Annotated in this window: 13 protein-coding genes; 8 read left to right on the forward strand and 5 right to left on the reverse strand. The window is 62.6% G+C overall.

Annotation, left to right across the window (positions count from 1 at the left end):
* The 6 genes from lepA to pdxJ all read left to right on the forward strand — a co-directional run bounded on the left by lepA (window position 1) and on the right by pdxJ (window position 5943).
* Window positions 1-1800 (forward strand): translation elongation factor 4, encoded by a 1800-nt coding sequence (lepA, locus tag E6B08_RS06085; protein WP_136913198.1) that lies wholly within the window; start codon window positions 1-3, stop codon window positions 1798-1800.
* Between the two features lie 5 nt (window positions 1801-1805).
* Window positions 1806-2660, forward strand: coding sequence for a signal peptidase I (gene lepB / locus E6B08_RS06090; protein ID WP_136913199.1), 855 nt, complete (start codon window positions 1806-1808; stop codon window positions 2658-2660).
* Between the two features lie 161 nt (window positions 2661-2821).
* Window positions 2822-3511 carry a ribonuclease III gene (gene rnc / locus E6B08_RS06095; RefSeq protein WP_136913200.1) on the forward strand — a complete coding sequence of 230 codons (690 nt, stop codon included), beginning with the start codon at window positions 2822-2824 and terminating at the stop codon, window positions 3509-3511.
* Window positions 3504-4406: a GTPase Era gene (gene era / locus E6B08_RS06100; protein ID WP_136913201.1), complete on the forward strand. Its 903-nt coding sequence runs from the start codon at window positions 3504-3506 to the stop codon at window positions 4404-4406. Before rnc ends, era begins: the two co-directional genes overlap by 8 nt.
* A 69-nt stretch (window positions 4407-4475) precedes the next feature.
* Window positions 4476-5159 (forward strand): DNA repair protein RecO, encoded by a 684-nt coding sequence (recO, locus tag E6B08_RS06105; RefSeq protein WP_136913202.1) that lies wholly within the window; start codon window positions 4476-4478, stop codon window positions 5157-5159.
* A 61-nt stretch (window positions 5160-5220) separates the two neighbouring features.
* On the forward strand, window positions 5221-5943 hold the full coding sequence (gene pdxJ / locus E6B08_RS06110) for a pyridoxine 5'-phosphate synthase (RefSeq protein WP_416194388.1): 723 nt from the start codon (window positions 5221-5223) through the stop codon (window positions 5941-5943).
* A 54-nt stretch (window positions 5944-5997) separates the two neighbouring features.
* Here the strand turns inward: pdxJ and cmoB are convergent, their stop codons facing one another.
* On the reverse strand, window positions 5998-6954 hold the full coding sequence (cmoB, locus tag E6B08_RS06115; RefSeq protein ID WP_136913204.1) for a tRNA 5-methoxyuridine(34)/uridine 5-oxyacetic acid(34) synthase CmoB: 957 nt from the start codon (window positions 6952-6954) through the stop codon (window positions 5998-6000).
* A complete protein-coding gene (cmoA, locus tag E6B08_RS06120) occupies window positions 6951-7694 on the reverse strand; it encodes a carboxy-S-adenosyl-L-methionine synthase CmoA (RefSeq protein ID WP_136913205.1) in 744 nt (247 codons plus the stop codon). The genes cmoB and cmoA overlap by 4 nt, the downstream gene beginning before the upstream one ends.
* Window positions 7695-7931: 237 nt before the next feature.
* Between cmoA and E6B08_RS06125 the strand changes: the two genes are divergently transcribed.
* Window positions 7932-9125: an alpha-xenorhabdolysin family binary toxin subunit A gene (locus tag E6B08_RS06125; protein WP_136913206.1), complete on the forward strand. Its 1194-nt coding sequence runs from the start codon at window positions 7932-7934 to the stop codon at window positions 9123-9125.
* A gap of 3 nt (window positions 9126-9128) precedes the next feature.
* Entirely contained in the window at window positions 9129-10049 is a 921-nt protein-coding gene (locus tag E6B08_RS06130) for an alpha-xenorhabdolysin family binary toxin subunit B (protein WP_136913207.1), read from the forward strand.
* A 7-nt stretch (window positions 10050-10056) separates the two neighbouring features.
* Here E6B08_RS06130 and E6B08_RS06135 read toward each other — a convergent pair whose 3' ends face one another.
* The 3 genes from E6B08_RS06135 to E6B08_RS06145 form a co-directional block, all read right to left on the reverse strand.
* Window positions 10057-10452: a protease inhibitor I42 family protein gene (locus E6B08_RS06135; RefSeq protein WP_136913208.1), complete on the reverse strand. Its 396-nt coding sequence runs from the start codon at window positions 10450-10452 to the stop codon at window positions 10057-10059.
* Window positions 10453-10600: 148 nt separating this feature from the next.
* On the reverse strand, window positions 10601-13021 hold the full coding sequence (lon, locus tag E6B08_RS06140; protein ID WP_136913209.1) for an endopeptidase La: 2421 nt from the start codon (window positions 13019-13021) through the stop codon (window positions 10601-10603).
* 170 nt (window positions 13022-13191) lie between these two features.
* Complete coding sequence (locus E6B08_RS06145) at window positions 13192-15603, reverse strand: glucose/quinate/shikimate family membrane-bound PQQ-dependent dehydrogenase (protein WP_136913210.1); 2412 nt, start codon at window positions 15601-15603, stop codon at window positions 13192-13194.
* Window positions 15604-15637 lie beyond the last annotated feature (34 nt).

Below are 15637 nucleotides of genomic sequence, written 5' to 3' on the forward strand. Positions count from 1 at the left end.
GTGAGTGATTTGAGTCATATCCGCAATTTCTCCATCATCGCCCACATCGACCATGGCAAGTCGACGCTGGCCGACCGTTTCATCCAGATGTGCGGTGGCCTGACGGCGCGCGAAATGGAAGCCCAGGTGCTCGACTCCATGGACCTGGAGCGTGAGCGCGGGATCACCATCAAGGCCCACAGCGTCACGCTCAACTACAAGGCGCAGGACGGCAAGACCTACCAGTTGAACTTCATCGATACCCCCGGCCACGTCGACTTCACCTATGAAGTATCGCGTTCGCTGGCGGCCTGTGAAGGCGCGCTGCTGGTGGTGGATGCCGGCCAGGGCGTCGAGGCGCAATCGGTCGCCAACTGCTATACCGCCATCGAGCAAGGCCTCGAGGTGATGCCGGTGCTGAACAAGATGGACCTGCCCCAGGCCGACCCGGACCGCGTCAAGGACGAGATCGAGAAGATCATCGGCATCGACGCCACCGACGCCGTGGCCTGCAGCGCCAAGAGCGGCATGGGCGTCGACGAGGTGCTCGAGCGCCTGGTGCAGACCATCCCGTCCCCTGAGGGCGATATCGAAGCGCCATTGCAGGCGCTGATCATCGACTCCTGGTTCGACAACTACCTGGGCGTCGTTTCCTTGGTGCGCGTGCGTCACGGCCGCGTCAAGAAAGGCGACAAGATCCTGGTCAAGTCCACCGGCAAGGTGCACCTGGTCGACAGCGTCGGTGTGTTCACCCCCAAGCACACCCAGACTGCCGACCTCAAAGCCGGCGAAGTGGGCTTCATCATTGCCAGCATCAAGGACATCCATGGTGCGCCGGTCGGTGACACCCTGACCCTGTCCACGACCCCTGAGGTCGAAGTGCTGCCGGGCTTCAAGAAGATCCAGCCGCAGGTCTACGCAGGCCTGTTCCCGGTCAGCTCCGACGATTTCGAAGATTTCCGCGACGCCTTGCAGAAGCTGACGCTCAACGATTCCTCGTTGCAGTACATGCCGGAAAGCTCCGACGCCCTGGGCTTCGGCTTCCGTTGCGGCTTCCTCGGCATGCTGCACATGGAGATCATCCAGGAGCGCCTTGAGCGCGAGTACGACCTGGACCTGATCACCACCGCGCCAAGCGTGATCTACGAGATCGAGCTCAAGACCGGCGAGACCGTCACCGTCGACAACCCGTCGAAGCTGCCTGACGTCTCGGCCGTGGCCGATTTCCGCGAGCCGATCGTCACTGCGACCATCCTCGTGCCGCAGGAGCACCTGGGCAACGTCATCACCCTGTGCATCGAGAAACGTGGCGTGCAGCGCGACATGCAGTTCCTCGGCAGCCAGGTGCAGGTGCGCTACGACATGCCGATGAACGAGGTGGTACTGGACTTCTTCGACCGCCTCAAGTCCACCAGCCGCGGCTACGCTTCGCTGGACTATCATTTCGATCGCTACCAGTCGGCCAACCTGGTCAAGCTGGACGTGCTGATCAACGGCGACAAGGTCGATGCCCTGGCATTGATCGTGCACCGCGACAACGCGGCCTACAAAGGCCGTGCGTTGACCGAGAAGATGAAGGAACTGATTCCTCGGCAGATGTTCGATGTGGCGATCCAGGCAGCCATTGGCGGCCAGATCATCGCGCGTACAACCGTCAAGGCGCTCAGAAAGAACGTACTGGCCAAGTGCTACGGCGGTGACGTCAGCCGTAAGAAGAAGTTGCTGGAAAAGCAGAAGGCCGGTAAGAAACGCATGAAACAGGTGGGCAACGTGGAAATTCCACAAGAAGCCTTCCTCGCCGTGCTCAGGTTGGATAGCTAGGTCCTATGTCGCTAAATTTCCCGCTGTTGCTAGTCATCGCCGTTGCCGTCTGCGGTCTGTTGGGCTTGATCGACCTGCTGTTCCTGGCCCCGCGCCGGCGGGCGGCGGTCGCCAACTACCAGGGCAGCGTCACCCAGCCAGAAATGGCCGTGGTCGAGCGCTTGAACAAGGAGCCGTTGCTGGTCGAGTACGGCAAGTCGTTCTTCCCGGTGCTGTTCATCGTGCTGGTGTTGCGGTCGTTCCTGGTGGAACCGTTCCAGATCCCTTCGGGGTCGATGAAACCGACCCTGGAAGTGGGCGATTTCATTCTGGTCAACAAGTTCTCGTACGGCATTCGCTTGCCGGTGATCGACAAGAAGGTCATCGAGGTGGGTGACCCGCAACGCGGCGACGTGATGGTCTTTCGCTATCCCAGCGACCCCAACGTCAACTACATCAAGCGTGTAGTCGGCCTGCCGGGTGACCAGATCCGCTATACCAGTGACAAGCGGTTGTACGTCAACGGCCAGGCGGTCGCCGAGCAGCTGGTCGGCGCCGAGCCGGGCACCTTGGGCAGCGCCGAGCTGTACAAGGAGAAGCTGGGCGAGGCCGAGCACCTGATCCGCAAGGAAATGACCCGTTATCGCATGCCGCCGGACCAGCAATGGACCGTGCCGGCCGGCCACTACTTCATGATGGGCGACAACCGCGACAACTCCAACGACAGCCGCTATTGGGACGATCCGAATATCCCCCAGGCGCTGCATGGCATGGTTCCGGACCGCAACATCGTCGGCAAGGCCTTCGCGGTTTGGATGAGTTGGCCAGAGCCCAAGCTCAGCCACTTCCCCAACCTGTCACGGGTCGGTCTGATCCATTGATACCCAACGGCGCTGTCCAGCAGACAGCGCCGAATGCATTTCTGACATAGGCTGTGTTCTCAGGGATCGAGAGATCCGCCGCCCGATGCGGTGGACCACAGCCAAACAGTCTTCCAGGATGTTGATTTGAACAACGCGTTGAACAACCCACGGGTGGCCGCATGAGTGCTTCCCTTGCCCGTCTTGAGCGCAAGCTCGGTTACACCTTCAAGAACCAGGAGCAGATGCTCCTGGCCCTGACTCATCGCAGCTATGCCGGGCGCAACAATGAGCGCCTGGAATTCCTCGGTGATGCCATTCTCAACTTCGTGGCCGGCGAAGCGCTGTTCGAGCGTTTCCCGCAGGCCCGCGAAGGCCAGTTGTCGCGCCTGCGTGCCCGCCTGGTCAAGGGCGAGACCCTGGCCCGCCTGGCGCGTGGCTTCGACCTTGGCGAATACCTACGCCTGGGCTCGGGCGAGCTCAAGAGCGGCGGTTTCCGCCGTGAGTCGATCCTTGCCGACGCTCTCGAGGCGCTAATCGGCGCCATTTACCTGGATGCCGACATGCAGACCGCTCGCGAGCGCATCCTCGACTGGCTGGCCAATGAGTTCGACGGCCTGACCCTGGTCGACACCAACAAGGACCCGAAGACGCGCCTGCAGGAGTTCCTGCAATCGCGCGGCTGCGACCTGCCACGCTACGAGGTGGTGGACATCCAGGGCGAACCGCATTGCCGTACCTTCTTCGTCGAATGCGAAGTGGTGCTGCTGAACAACAAGAGCCGTGGCCAGGGCGTCAGCCGGCGTATCGCCGAGCAGGTCGCCGCTGCCGCCGCATTGATCGCCCTGGGCGTGGAGAATGGCAATGACTGATAGCAATCCGACCCGCTGCGGCTACGTGGCCATCGTCGGCCGCCCCAACGTGGGCAAGTCGACGCTGCTCAACCATATCCTCGGCCAGAAGCTGGCGATCACCTCGCGCAAGCCGCAGACCACCCGCCACAACATGCTCGGCATCAAGACCGAGGGTGACGTGCAGGCGATCTATGTCGATACCCCCGGCATGCACAAGGCCAACGACAAAGCCCTGAACCGCTACATGAACCGTAACGCTTCGGCGGCCCTGAAGGACGTCGACGTGGTGATCTTCGTGGTTGATCGGACCCGCTGGACGGACGAGGACCAACTGGTGCTCGAGCGGGTTCAGTACGTGACCGGTCCGCTCATCATCGCGGTCAACAAGACTGATCGCATGGAAGAAAAAGCCGAATTGATCCCGCACCTGCAGTGGCTGCAAGAGCAACTGCCGAACGCTGAAGTGATGCCGATTTCCGCGCAGCAGGGGCACAATCTCGAGGCACTCGAGGCGCAGATCGCCAAACACCTGCCAGAAAACGATCACTTCTTCCCGGAAGACCAGATCACTGACCGCAGCAGCCGCTTCCTCGCCGCCGAACTGGTACGCGAGAAGATCATGCGCCAGCTGGGTGCCGAGCTTCCGTACCAGATCACCGTGGAAATCGAAGAGTTCAAGCAGCAGGGCCATGTGCTGCACATTCATGCGCTGATCTTGGTCGAGCGGGACGGGCAGAAGAAGATCATCATCGGTGACAAGGGCGAGCGCATCAAGCGCATCGGTTCCGAGGCGCGCAAGGACATGGAAGTGCTGTTCGACTCCAAGGTCATGCTCAACCTGTGGGTCAAGGTCAAAGGTGGCTGGTCGGACGACGAGCGAGCCCTGCGTTCGCTGGGCTACGGCGACCTGTAGGAGCCGGCTTGCCGGCGATGGGCTGCACAGCAGCCCAAGTGCGGTCTCCCCCCGGGCGAGTGATCTTTCATGGAACAACCTGACGCCCAGCCGGCCTATGTGCTGCACAGCCGCGCCTACAAGGAAACCAGCGCGCTGGTGGACTTCCTCACGCCCCAAGGCCGGATACGTGCAGTACTGCGCCGCGCCAGGGGCAAGGGCGGTAGCCTGGTGCGACCTTTCGTGCCGCTGGAAGTGGAGCTGCGCGGGCGCGGCGAGCTGAAGAACGTCGGGCGCCTGGACACCCAGGGCATTGCCGCCTGGTTGCATGGCGACGCGCTGTTCAGCGGCCTGTACCTCAACGAGCTGCTGATGCGCCTGCTGCCAGCCGAAGCCCCACATCCTGCCTTGTTCGAGCACTACACCCTGACCTTGCAGGCGCTGGCCGCCGGCCGGCCGCTGGAGCCGCTGTTGCGCTCGTTCGAGTGGCGGCTGCTGGACGACCTGGGCTATGCCTTCGCCCTGGATCATGACGTCAACGACCTTCCCGTGGATGCCGGCGGCCTCTACCGCTTGCGGGTCGACGCTGGCCTTGAGCGCGTCGAGCTGGTGCAGCCGGGGTTGTTCAAGGGCACCGAGCTGTTGGCCCTGGCCCAGGCCGATTGGGACGCCCCCGGTGCCTTGCTCGCGGCCAAGCGCCTGATGCGCCAGGCACTGGCAGTGCATCTGGGGCCAAAACCGCTGGTCAGCCGGGAACTGTTTCGCAAGCGATGAGCACGTCGTATCCTGTAGCGCTAAACCATCAGGAGAGCCTTTCGTGACTCACAGCAACCGCATGCTTCTTGGCGTCAACATCGACCACGTGGCGACGCTGCGCCAGGCCCGGGGCACGCGTTACCCGGACCCGGTCAAGGCCGCCCTGGATGCCGAGGAAGCCGGTGCCGACGGCATTACCGTGCACCTGCGCGAAGACCGCCGGCACATCCAGGAGCGTGACGTGCTGCTGCTCAAGGACGTGCTGCAGACCCGCATGAACTTCGAGATGGGCGTCACCGAAGAAATGATGGCCTTCGCCGAGAAGATTCGCCCGGCGCACATCTGCCTGGTGCCCGAAACCCGCCAGGAACTGACCACCGAGGGTGGCCTGGATGTGGCCGGCCAGGAGGCGCGGATCAAGGCTGCGGTCGAGCGCCTGGCGCGCACCGGCGCCGAGGTATCGTTGTTCATCGATGCCGACGAGCGCCAGATCGAGGCCTCGCGCCGTGTCGGTGCCCCAGCCATCGAGTTGCACACCGGCCGCTACGCCGACGCCGAGACGCCGACCGAGGTCGTCGAGGAGCTCCAGCGCATCAAGGATGGCGTGGCGTTTGGCGTGGGCCAGGGGTTGATCGTCAATGCGGGCCACGGCCTGCATTACCACAACGTCGAGGCGGTGGCGGCAATCAAGGGCATCAATGAGCTGAACATCGGCCACGCGCTGGTGGCCCATGCGCTGTTCGTCGGCTTCAAGGCCGCGGTGGCGGAAATGAAGGCGCTGATCGTCGCGGCTTCGCGCTGAGGCCGCAGCGCCGGCAAGCCGGCTCCTGCAGGAGCCGCTTGCCGGTCACAGGCGCTACTTGCGCGCCAGCAAGGTAGCGCGACGTGGCGCCGGCAAGCCTTCTATGGTCTTGCTGTGGTCGTTGGGGTCGAGGAAGTCGCCCAGCGACTGGTAGCGCATCCACTCGGTGCTGCGCTGCTCCTCGACACTGGTCACGCTGACGTCCACGCAGCGTACGTCGCTGAAGCCCGCCCGCCGCAGCCAACGCTCCAGCGCCGGAACCGACGGCAGGTACCAGACGTTGCGCATCTGCGCGTAACGGTCCTCGGGCACCAGCACGTGCTGCTCGTCGCCTTCGATCACCAGGGTCTCCAGGACCAGCTCACCCCCCTTGACCAGGCAGTCCTTGAGCGCCAGCAGGTGCTCGATCGGCGAGCGGCGATGGTAGAACACACCCATCGAGAACACCGTGTCGAAACCTTCGAGGTTGGCTGGCAGTTCTTCAAGGGCGAACGGCAGGTGCCAGGCAGGCAAGTCCGGCAAGTACTGCTGCACGGCCTGGAACTGGCAGAAGAACAGCCAATTGGGGTCGACGCCGATGACCATGTCGGCCCCCGCGCCAAGCATGCGCCACTGGTAATAGCCGTTGCCACAGCCGACATCGAGCACACGCTTGCCTTTGAGGTTCAGGTGCGGGTTGACCCGCGACCATTTCCAGTCCGAGCGCCACTCGGTGTCGACGTGCACGCCGAACAGGTCGAACGGGCCCTTGCGCCAGGGCGACAGGCCCATCAACGCCTCGCGCATCTGCGCGCGGGTGGCATCGTCGCAAGCGCAGTCCAGGCGCAGGCCATCGACCAGGTCGATCTCGCTCGGTTGCAGGCAAGGCAGGGCCTCCAGCGCACCGCGCCAGCGATCGAGGTCGCCATGGCCTTTTTCCATCTTGGCGTCGAGTTGGGCTTGCAGGCCTTGTGACCAGGAAGCCAGTGGGGTGCCCGCCAGGCGGCGGACCAGGGAAGACAAATCGATCATGGCAGGGCTATCAGCGATGCGAAATTGAGGCATTGGAACCATGGCACCACCTTGCTGAAACCGGCGGCGTGCAGTCGTTCCTTGTGGGCGTCGAGGGTGTCGGGCTTCATCACGTTCTCGATGGCGCTGCGTTTCTGGGCGATTTCCAGTTCGCTGTAGCCATTGGCGCGCTTGAAGTCCAGGTGCAATTCATTGAGCAGGGTCTGCTCTTCGTCGTCGGCAAAACGCAGTTTTTCCGAGAGGATCAGTGCGCCACCGGGCAGCAGCGCCTGGCGGATGCGACCGAGCAACGCCAAGCGTTGGTCTGGAGCGATGAACTGCAGAGTGAAGTTCATTGCCACCACCGAGGTCGGTTGCAAGGGCAGGGCGAGGATATCGGCTTCCAGCACTTCCACTGGCAGCAGTTCCTGGAACATGGAGTCCTGGGCGGCCAGGTATTGCCGGCAGCGCTCGACCATCGCGGCCGAGTTGTCCACCGCGATCACTCGGCAGCCTTCAGCGCGTACATGGCGGCGCAGCGACTGGGTCACCGCGCCCAGCGAGGCGCCGAGGTCATAGAGGGCGGTGTTCGGTTGCGCGAAACGGGAGGCGAGCACGCCGAGGTTCTCGACGATGGTCGGGTAACCGGGCACCGAGCGCTTGATCATGTCCGGGAACACGCGCACCACGTCCTCGTTGAAGACGAAATCGGGCACCTGTTCCAGAGGCTGGGCGAAAAGGCGGTCGGGTTGCTTGCTCACGGTGTCGCTCGTGCTGGGAAACGGGGCGCCATTCTAGCCAAAACCCGCCATCGCTGCCTAATGATCGGACCAATGCGACGGGCCGTGGGGTGGGGACTGTTTCCCTTTATCAAAGCTCTGACTGAGAACGGCGATCTTTCTCCCCGGGTATCGTAATAATCCCGACTTCCCAGCGCAGTGGACATGTTTAAAGTCGCTCACGTAGTCCACTGTCTATTGAACCATTAGAGGCATCGTATGGTAAGCGAAAGTATTGAGTATTCAGCGCTATTCGCGTCGGATGGAGCAACACCTAGGAAGTCCTTCGCCTTTGAAGAATTGGACTGCGAGCAGCGCGCAGCCTTGGTGCCCAGTCAACTGTTCGATCACAAGAAAAATGATCCGGCATTCCTTTTTAGTTCGGACAATCTATTAACTATCAAACGTTATGAACGTGCCGTTGGACGTTTGCCCAGTCATCGGGAGATTGAGGCAAACCGAGCCTTCGCCATCTTGCAGATCGACGTTGCCGACGTGAAAGTGCTGTTTGACAATCTGCGTGCGCATGCCAACTCCTGGGATGCGATCGAAGACGGCTGCAAGCAATTAGGTGCCGGCTTGCAGGTATTTGCCGAGTCAATCATCACGGAAGGCGCTGCACTGATAGCGCAGATCAAGGCCATGGACTCGTGGAATGCCCAGGTCGACAGCAAGGCTCTGGGTGGCGCGGCCTTCATGAACGGTGATGGCAAGACCTTCCGCGAGCAGGTCGACGCCCACCTCTCGTTGATCAAAGAGGATGTTCTGCACCAGCGCAGCAACATTCAACACATAAGGGCGCTTGTCGACCGCTTCGGCGATGACATCAGCGAAAATCTCAAGCCCATGACCGATGCCTTGTTTGCGCATGTCAAGAGCCACTCCGTTCCCGGAAAACTGGTCGAGCTGCAGCAGACGCTTACCGAGTTGGACGAGGCCATACAACTAAAGTTGGGCCAATACAAAACCTTTGTCGGTGTTTCCTTCTCCGGCTTGGCGTTTGGCCCTTTCGGGCTCATCGTGACCGGTGGCATCTTCGGCGCCAAAGCTGAAAAGGTCAGAAAGGAAAAGAACGAACTGATTAAACAACGCGCGCAGGTGGACCGCGACATCAAAGCGCTTATTGGTGACGTCGGTGGATTCGAAACCATCGGTGAGCATATTTTGGACATACAGTTTCGTCTGGTTGACGTCAGTGTGGCGGCAAAGAATCTGGAAGATGTCTGGATTCTCCTGGAAGCCTATGTGGAACATTCCTTCCGAAGAGCCGAGCGCGTGTCTACCCAGTTGGAGCTTCGTCACTTTGTCACTTCGTTCGAGCGGGTCATCAGGCCTTGGAACAATATCCAGGACATCTCGGTCCAGCTTTCCCGGCTGTTCAACACATCGCTCGAACTTGAAGGAGACGAATAAATCATGGATATCAAAGCAGACGATCTACCGGACATGGGGTCAATGCTGTCTATCGAAAGTCGCTTGAACGACCTTTATCACAGCAAGACTGTCGGCATGGTCCCGGCCCTTCGCGAGCGTTTGCGCGATTTGAAAGGGTTGATACAGGGGGGTAACGATATTCTGCGGGAAAATGTGATCAGTGGGCTGGTGGCGTTAAATCTGGACCTTGAATTCTCCTCGACGGCGACCGAGGAGGACCTGCTTCGTTCGTGCCAGTTCCTGAATGAGGAAATGGCACAGATTGCCCAGGCGGTCGAGCGCGTGACGCGTTACCGATCACCCCCGCTCACTGCGGTAGCCGAGGACAACGATCAGCGCATCGTCAGCAGTCGCGCCGCGGTGGAACGCCAGGAGCAGTTGATCGCCGCGCAGCGCAAGCGCTTGTCCGAAGTCGATGAGCTGCTAAACACCTTGGATCGACCCTCGGTACAGAAGGCGCTGCGCAACCTCATCCCCCTGGAAAAAGATATCGATGTCATGCTGTCCGCGTTCAGCGATCCCACCTTCAGCGTGGGATTGGTCAAGGCAGCCTTGGAAAAGTTGAACCAGAACCTCGACCTGCTTGAGCAAGGGCGCAGGTTTTCCGATGTGTTGGATGCACGGGGGCGGCTTGCCGCTCAACTGGAGGAGCAAAAGCGGCTGTTGCAGGAGTTGCAACGGCATCTGCAAGCTGCCCAGGCAAGGAGCGGGCAGTTGGTGGGTGCACGTGAACTGCTGGCGCTGCGCGAGCCTTGGTTGGAGCAGGCCAGCAAGTTCACGGTGCACTGGCAGGCGGTCTCGTCCACGATTCGGGGATCCACCGAACCACATGACTTGGTCACCGCTCTGGGTGAGGCCCGTGACTATCTGCTGGCGCTGCGTCGGCGGATCGAAGCGGTTTGACCTGCGCTCAGCGTACCCGGACTTCGCAATCGAAGGTCTGCACCGGTTGCACTTCCGGGGCCCAGGGTTGTTGATAGACCAGGACCAGATGGCCGTCACCTGCCGCCTCGGCCAGGAAGCGCCAGGTGGATTCGCCGGCGGTACCGACCAGACCGCTGTCCTCGGGGGCGGCATAGACTTCTGGGCCGAGGCTGCGCAGCACACCTGGGGCCGCGTCCTGAACCCGCCAGCGATACCCGGTGGAGGGGTTGCTGGGCAGGGTCAGGTTAACGATCTGGCCCACCAGCAGGCGCTTTGGGCATTCGCTGTCGGCATCCAGTGCGGCGGGTTTGTTCTGCGGCTGTTGGGCACAGGCTGCCAGCAAGGCAAGGCTCAGGGGAACGAGCAGGCGAGGGGCGGACATGGTGGCTCCGGAGGCAAACGATGGCCTGAGGATAACCGATGACGCTTGGTTTTTGTGCGCTCGGCAAGGGCCTCATCGCCGGCAAGCCGGCTCCTACGGAAAATCGCCGAAGCGCTGTACCTGTAGGAGCCGGCTTGCCGGCGATCGATCAGAACAACACCTTGGCCACGTCGGCGAAGCGTTTGGCGAAGTGCACCGTCAAGCCTTCTCGCAGGTAATCGGGCAGCTCTTCGAAATCGCCACGGTTGGCCTCGGGCAAGATCAGTTCGTAGATCTTCTGCCGCTTGGCGGCGATCACCTTCTCCCGCACTCCGCCGATCGGCAGCACCTGACCGGTGAGCGTCAGCTCACCGGTCATGGCCACGCCTTTTTTCGGCGCCTGGTCACGTGCCAGTGACAGCAGTGCACTGGCCATGGTCACCCCGGCGCTCGGGCCGTCCTTGGGCGTAGCGCCCTCGGGCACGTGCAGGTGGATGAAGGCCTCGTTGAAGTAGCCCGGCGCGCCACCGAACTGCTTGAGGTTGGAGCTGACATAGCTGTAGGCGATTTCTGCAGATTCCTTCATCACATCGCCGAGCTTGCCGGTGAGCTTTAGTCCACGGTTCAGGGTGTGGATTCGCGTCGCCTCGATCGGCAGCGTGGCACCGCCCATGCTGGTCCAGGCCAATCCGGTGATCACGCCTTTGCCGGCCAGTACCTGCTCGCTGCGGAACACCGGCATGCCGAGCGCCGCTTCGAGGTCCTTGGGCCCGATCTTGAGCTTGGCTTCGGGTTCCTCCAACAGCTTGACCACCGCCTTGCGCACCAGTTTGCCGAGTTGTTTCTCCAGTTGGCGAACCCCGGCCTCACGGGCGTAGCCCTCGATCACCGCGCGCAGTGCGCTGTCGCTGATGCTCAGGCTGGTCTTTGCCACGCCAGCCTTGACCAGTTGCTTGGGCCACAGGTGGCGCTTGGCGATGGCCAGCTTCTCCTCGGTGATGTAGCCGGACAGGCGGATCACTTCCATGCGGTCGAGCAAGGGGCCGGGGATCGAGTCGAGGGTGTTGGCGGTGCACACGAACAGCACTTTCGACAGGTCCAGACGCAGGTCCAGGTAGTGGTCGAGGAAGTCGACGTTCTGCTCAGGGTCCAGGGTCTCGAGCAGGGCCGAGGCCGGGTCGCCCTGGTAGCTCTGGCCCATCTTGTCGATCTCGTCGAGCATGATCACCGGGTTCATCACCTCGACTTCCTTCAACGCCTGCACCAGCTTGCCGGGTTGCGCACCGATATACGTGCGACGGTGGCCCTTGATCTCGGCTTCGTCGCGCATGCCGCCGACACTGAAGCGGTAGAACGGGCGGCCAAGCGACTCGGCGATCGACTTGCCGATGCTGGTCTTGCCGACGCCGGGCGGGCCGACCAGCAGCACGATGGAGCCGCTGATCTCGCCTTTCCAGGCACCTACGGCAAGGAATTCGAGAATGCGATCCTTGATGTCATCCAGCCCCGCGTGGTGCTGGTCGAGCACCTTGCGCGCATGCTTGAGGTCGAGCTTGTCGTCGCCATACACGCCCCACGGCAGGGCCGTGGCCCATTCCAGGTAGTTGCGGGTAACGGCGTACTCGGGGGAGCCGGTTTCCAGGATCGCCAGCTTGCCCATTTCTTCGTCGATGCGTTTTTTCGCCTGCTCGGGCAGGGTTTTGCCTGCCAGGCGCTGCTCGAACTGCTCGAGGTCGGCACTGCGGTCGTCCTTGGTCAGCCCCAGTTCCTGCTGGATGACCTTGAGCTGTTCCTTGAGGAAGAACTCGCGCTGGTGCTCGCCGATCTGCCGGTTGACCTCTGCGGAAATCTCGTTCTGCAGGCGTGCGACCTCGACTTCCTTGCGCAGCATCGGCAGGACCTTTTCCATGCGCTTGAGCATGGGCACGCAGTCGAGCACTTCCTGCAACTGGTTGCCGGTGGCCGAGGTCAGCGCCGCGGCAAAGTCGGTGAGCGGCGAGGGGTCGTTGGGGCTGAAGCGGTTGAGGTAGTTCTTCAACTCTTCGCTATACAGCGGGTTGAGCGGCAACAGCTCCTTGATCGCATTGATCAGGGCCATGCCGTAGGCCTTGACCTCGTCGGTAGGCTCGGCGGGCTCGCGTGGGTACTCGACCTCGACCAGGTAGGGCGGACGGTGATGCTTGAGCCAGGTGCGGATGCGCACCCGGGTCAGGCCCTGGGCGACGAACTGCAACTTGCCGTTCTCACGGCTGGCATGGTGGACCTTCACCAGCGTGCCGTACTCGGGCAGGGCGGAGGTGTCGAAATGGCGATGGTCTTCTGGCGGAGTGTCCATGAAGAACAGCGCGAGGGAGTGGTGTGGGGTCTTGGCCACGAGGTCGAGGGTTTCGGCCCAGGGCTCTTCGTTGACGATCACCGGCAGCACCTGGGCCGGGAAGAACGGGCGGTTGTGGATCGGTATCACGTAGACCTTGTCCGGCAACTGCTGGCCGGGCAGGGCGAGGGCGTGGCCGTGGCCGGCCTGGGCATCGAGGTGATCGACCGTGCTGTGTTCGTCGGGTTGTTCGGGGAAATCCTGCTGGTCGCTCATGGGGCACCTGCGTGAATGACTATGGTGCTTAGATGGGGCGGACGGTGGTGGGTTTCAATGGTAGACGAAGGGAGGTAGCGAGGAGGTGAAGTGTTTCCGGCTATTGCCGGCAAGCCTTGCTCCCGTAGGAGCCGGCTTGCCGGCGATAGGGGCATCAGGGCCCGGGAGACTTATTTTGCCAATTTATAGGCAATGATGTAGTCGCCCATCCGGGTGCCCAGCGAGCCGTGGCCGCCGGCGACGATCAGCACGTACTGGGTGCCGTCCTTGCCGGTATAGGTCATCGGCGTGGCTTGGCCACCGGCAGGCAGGCGGGCCTTCCACAGCTCCTTGCCGTCGTTGGTGTCGTAGGCGCGCAGGTACTGGTCGAGGGTACCTGCAAGGAAGCCGACGCCGCCGGCGGTGACGATCGAGCCGCCCATGCTCGGTACGCCCACCGGCAAGCCGAGCGGCACTGGCGTGCTGTCGCGAGTGGTGCCGTTCTTGCGCTTCCACACCACCTTGTTGGTGAACAGGTCGATGGCCGCCACGTAGCCCCAGGACGGTGCCTGGCACGGCACGCCCAAGGGCGACATGAACGGGTGCATGATTACCGCGTACGGCGCACCGGTGTTGGGCTGTACGCCGCTGGTCTCGCTTTCGCGCTTGCTCCCGGCGGCAACCTGCTCGCGCGGCACCATTTTCGACACGAAGGCCATGTAGTTGGGCGAGGTGAACAGCAGCTGGCGCACCGGGTCGACAGACACGCCACCCCAGTTGAACACCCCGACGTTACCCGGGTAGATCAGGCTGCCCTGTTCGGACGGCGGCGTGTACTGGCCTTCGTAGCGCAGCTCGCGGAACTGGATGCGGCACAGCATCTGGTCGAACGGGGTGGCGCCCCACATGGCCTGTTCGCTGAGCTCCGGGCCCAGCAGGTTGAGGTCCGAGCGCGCCTGGGTCGGTGCGGTGTGGTCGCCAGCCACCGCGCCCTGCGGTGTCGGGATTTCGCGGATCGGCACGATCGGCGTGCCGTCGCGGCGGTCGAGCACGTACAGGCTGCCTTGCTTGGTGGGGACGATGATCGCCGGCTTGACGCCGTCGTCGGTCTTCAGGTGCACCAGGGTCGGCTGGCTGCCCACGTCCATGTCCCACAGGTCGTGATGGGTGAACTGGTAGTTCCAGCGCGCCTTGCCGGTGGCCAGGTCCAGCGCCACTACGCCGGCGCTGTACTTTTCGGCGCCTGGGGTGCGGTTGGCCCCGTACTGGTCGGGGGTCTGGTTGCCCAGCGGCAGGTAGATGAGGCCGAGTTTCTCGTCGACGCTGGCCAGCGACCACATGTTGGCCGAATTGCGGCTGTACATCTTGCCAGCGGCCAATGGTTTGGTGTCGTCGGGGTTGTTGCTGTCCCAGTTCCAGACCAGGCGGCCGTCGTGCACATCGTAGGCACGGATCACGCCAGAGGGCTCGTTGGTCGACTCGTTGTCGGTGACGTGGCCGCCGATGATCACCAGTTCGCGGGTGATCGCCGCGGGCGAGGTGGAGTAGTAGCCACCGGCGGTGAACGGGCCGATACCGGTGCTGAGATCGATGCTGCCCTGGTTGGCGAAACCTTCGCAAACCCGGCCGTTGTCGGCGTTGATGGCGATCAGGCGGGCGTCGGCGGTGGGCAGGTAGAGGCGGCGTGGGCAGGCCAGCGCTACCGCCTGACCTGCATCGGATACCTTCGGTGCGGGGCTGCCGTCGCGGCTGACGTAGCTGTTCTCGTCATAGTACGAGACGCCGCGGCAGGTCATGTGGGCGAAGCCCTTGAAGGTGTTGGTCGGGCTCTTGATCTGCGGGTCGAAACGCCAGATCTCGGCGCCGGTGTCGGGGTCGAGGGCCAGCACCCGGCCATGGGCGGTGCACGCGTAGAGCATGCCGTTGGCCTTGAGCGGGGTGTTCTCGTTGGTCAGTTCGACCGGGTCGTTCTCGGTCGGCAGGTCGCCGGTCTGGATGCGCCAGGCTTCTTCCAGACGGTAGGCGTTCTGCGGGGTGATCTGGCGCAGCGGCGAGTAGCGATCACCATGTTCGGTGCGGCCATAGGCCTGCCAGTCACCGTCGGGCATCGACGGTGCGGCGCTGGCCATTTCGCTGCTCTGGCGGCCTATTTCGCCGAACACTTCGCCAGGATGGGTGAATTGGCTGGCCAGCGCGCAGGCGCCGGATGCCAGCACGGCGACCCCAAGCAGGGCGGTGTTGGCCTTGGCCGCCGGACCGATCAGCGGGCGCCGCGCCCAGGGCAGCAGCAGGACCAGGCCGATGGCGAACCACAGCGACAGGCGTGGCACCAGTTGCCACCAGTCCAGGCCGACTTCCAGCACCGCCCAGGCGGTGCTGCCGAGCAGCACCAGGCCATACAGACCCAGGGCGATGCGACGCTTGGCCAGCAGCAGGATGCCGCTCAGGGCAAAGCCGATCCCTGCAATCAGATAATAGAGCGATCCTCCCACCTGGCTCAGCTTGATGCCTCCTGCCAGCAAGGCCAGGCCCATCAACAGCAGCAACACGCCCATGATGCGCGGCAGCCGGTGTTTTTCACTCTTGGCACCTTCGGTGCTCATCTTACGTACTCCGTCAGGTCAAATTTCAGTGCTT

Origin of the sequence: Pseudomonas putida (genome assembly GCF_005080685.1) — a bacterium.
Lineage (GTDB): Bacteria > Pseudomonadota > Gammaproteobacteria > Pseudomonadales > Pseudomonadaceae > Aquipseudomonas > Aquipseudomonas putida_V.

Coding starts and splice junctions, on each gene's coding strand:
- pdxJ (WP_416194388.1), top strand. CDS start 5,221: ATGCTTCTTGGCGTCAACATCGACCACGTGGCGACGCTGCGCCAGGCC.
- recO (WP_136913202.1), top strand. CDS start 4,476: ATGGAACAACCTGACGCCCAGCCGGCCTATGTGCTGCACAGCCGCGCC.
- E6B08_RS06130 (WP_136913207.1), top strand. CDS start 9,129: ATGGATATCAAAGCAGACGATCTACCGGACATGGGGTCAATGCTGTCT.
- E6B08_RS06125 (WP_136913206.1), top strand. CDS start 7,932: ATGGTAAGCGAAAGTATTGAGTATTCAGCGCTATTCGCGTCGGATGGA.
- era (WP_136913201.1), top strand. CDS start 3,504: ATGACTGATAGCAATCCGACCCGCTGCGGCTACGTGGCCATCGTCGGC.
- E6B08_RS06145 (WP_136913210.1), bottom strand. CDS start 15,603: ATGAGCACCGAAGGTGCCAAGAGTGAAAAACACCGGCTGCCGCGCATC.
- rnc (WP_136913200.1), top strand. CDS start 2,822: ATGAGTGCTTCCCTTGCCCGTCTTGAGCGCAAGCTCGGTTACACCTTC.
- lon (WP_136913209.1), bottom strand. CDS start 13,021: ATGAGCGACCAGCAGGATTTCCCCGAACAACCCGACGAACACAGCACG.
- cmoB (WP_136913204.1), bottom strand. CDS start 6,954: ATGATCGATTTGTCTTCCCTGGTCCGCCGCCTGGCGGGCACCCCACTG.
- lepB (WP_136913199.1), top strand. CDS start 1,806: ATGTCGCTAAATTTCCCGCTGTTGCTAGTCATCGCCGTTGCCGTCTGC.
- E6B08_RS06135 (WP_136913208.1), bottom strand. CDS start 10,452: ATGTCCGCCCCTCGCCTGCTCGTTCCCCTGAGCCTTGCCTTGCTGGCA.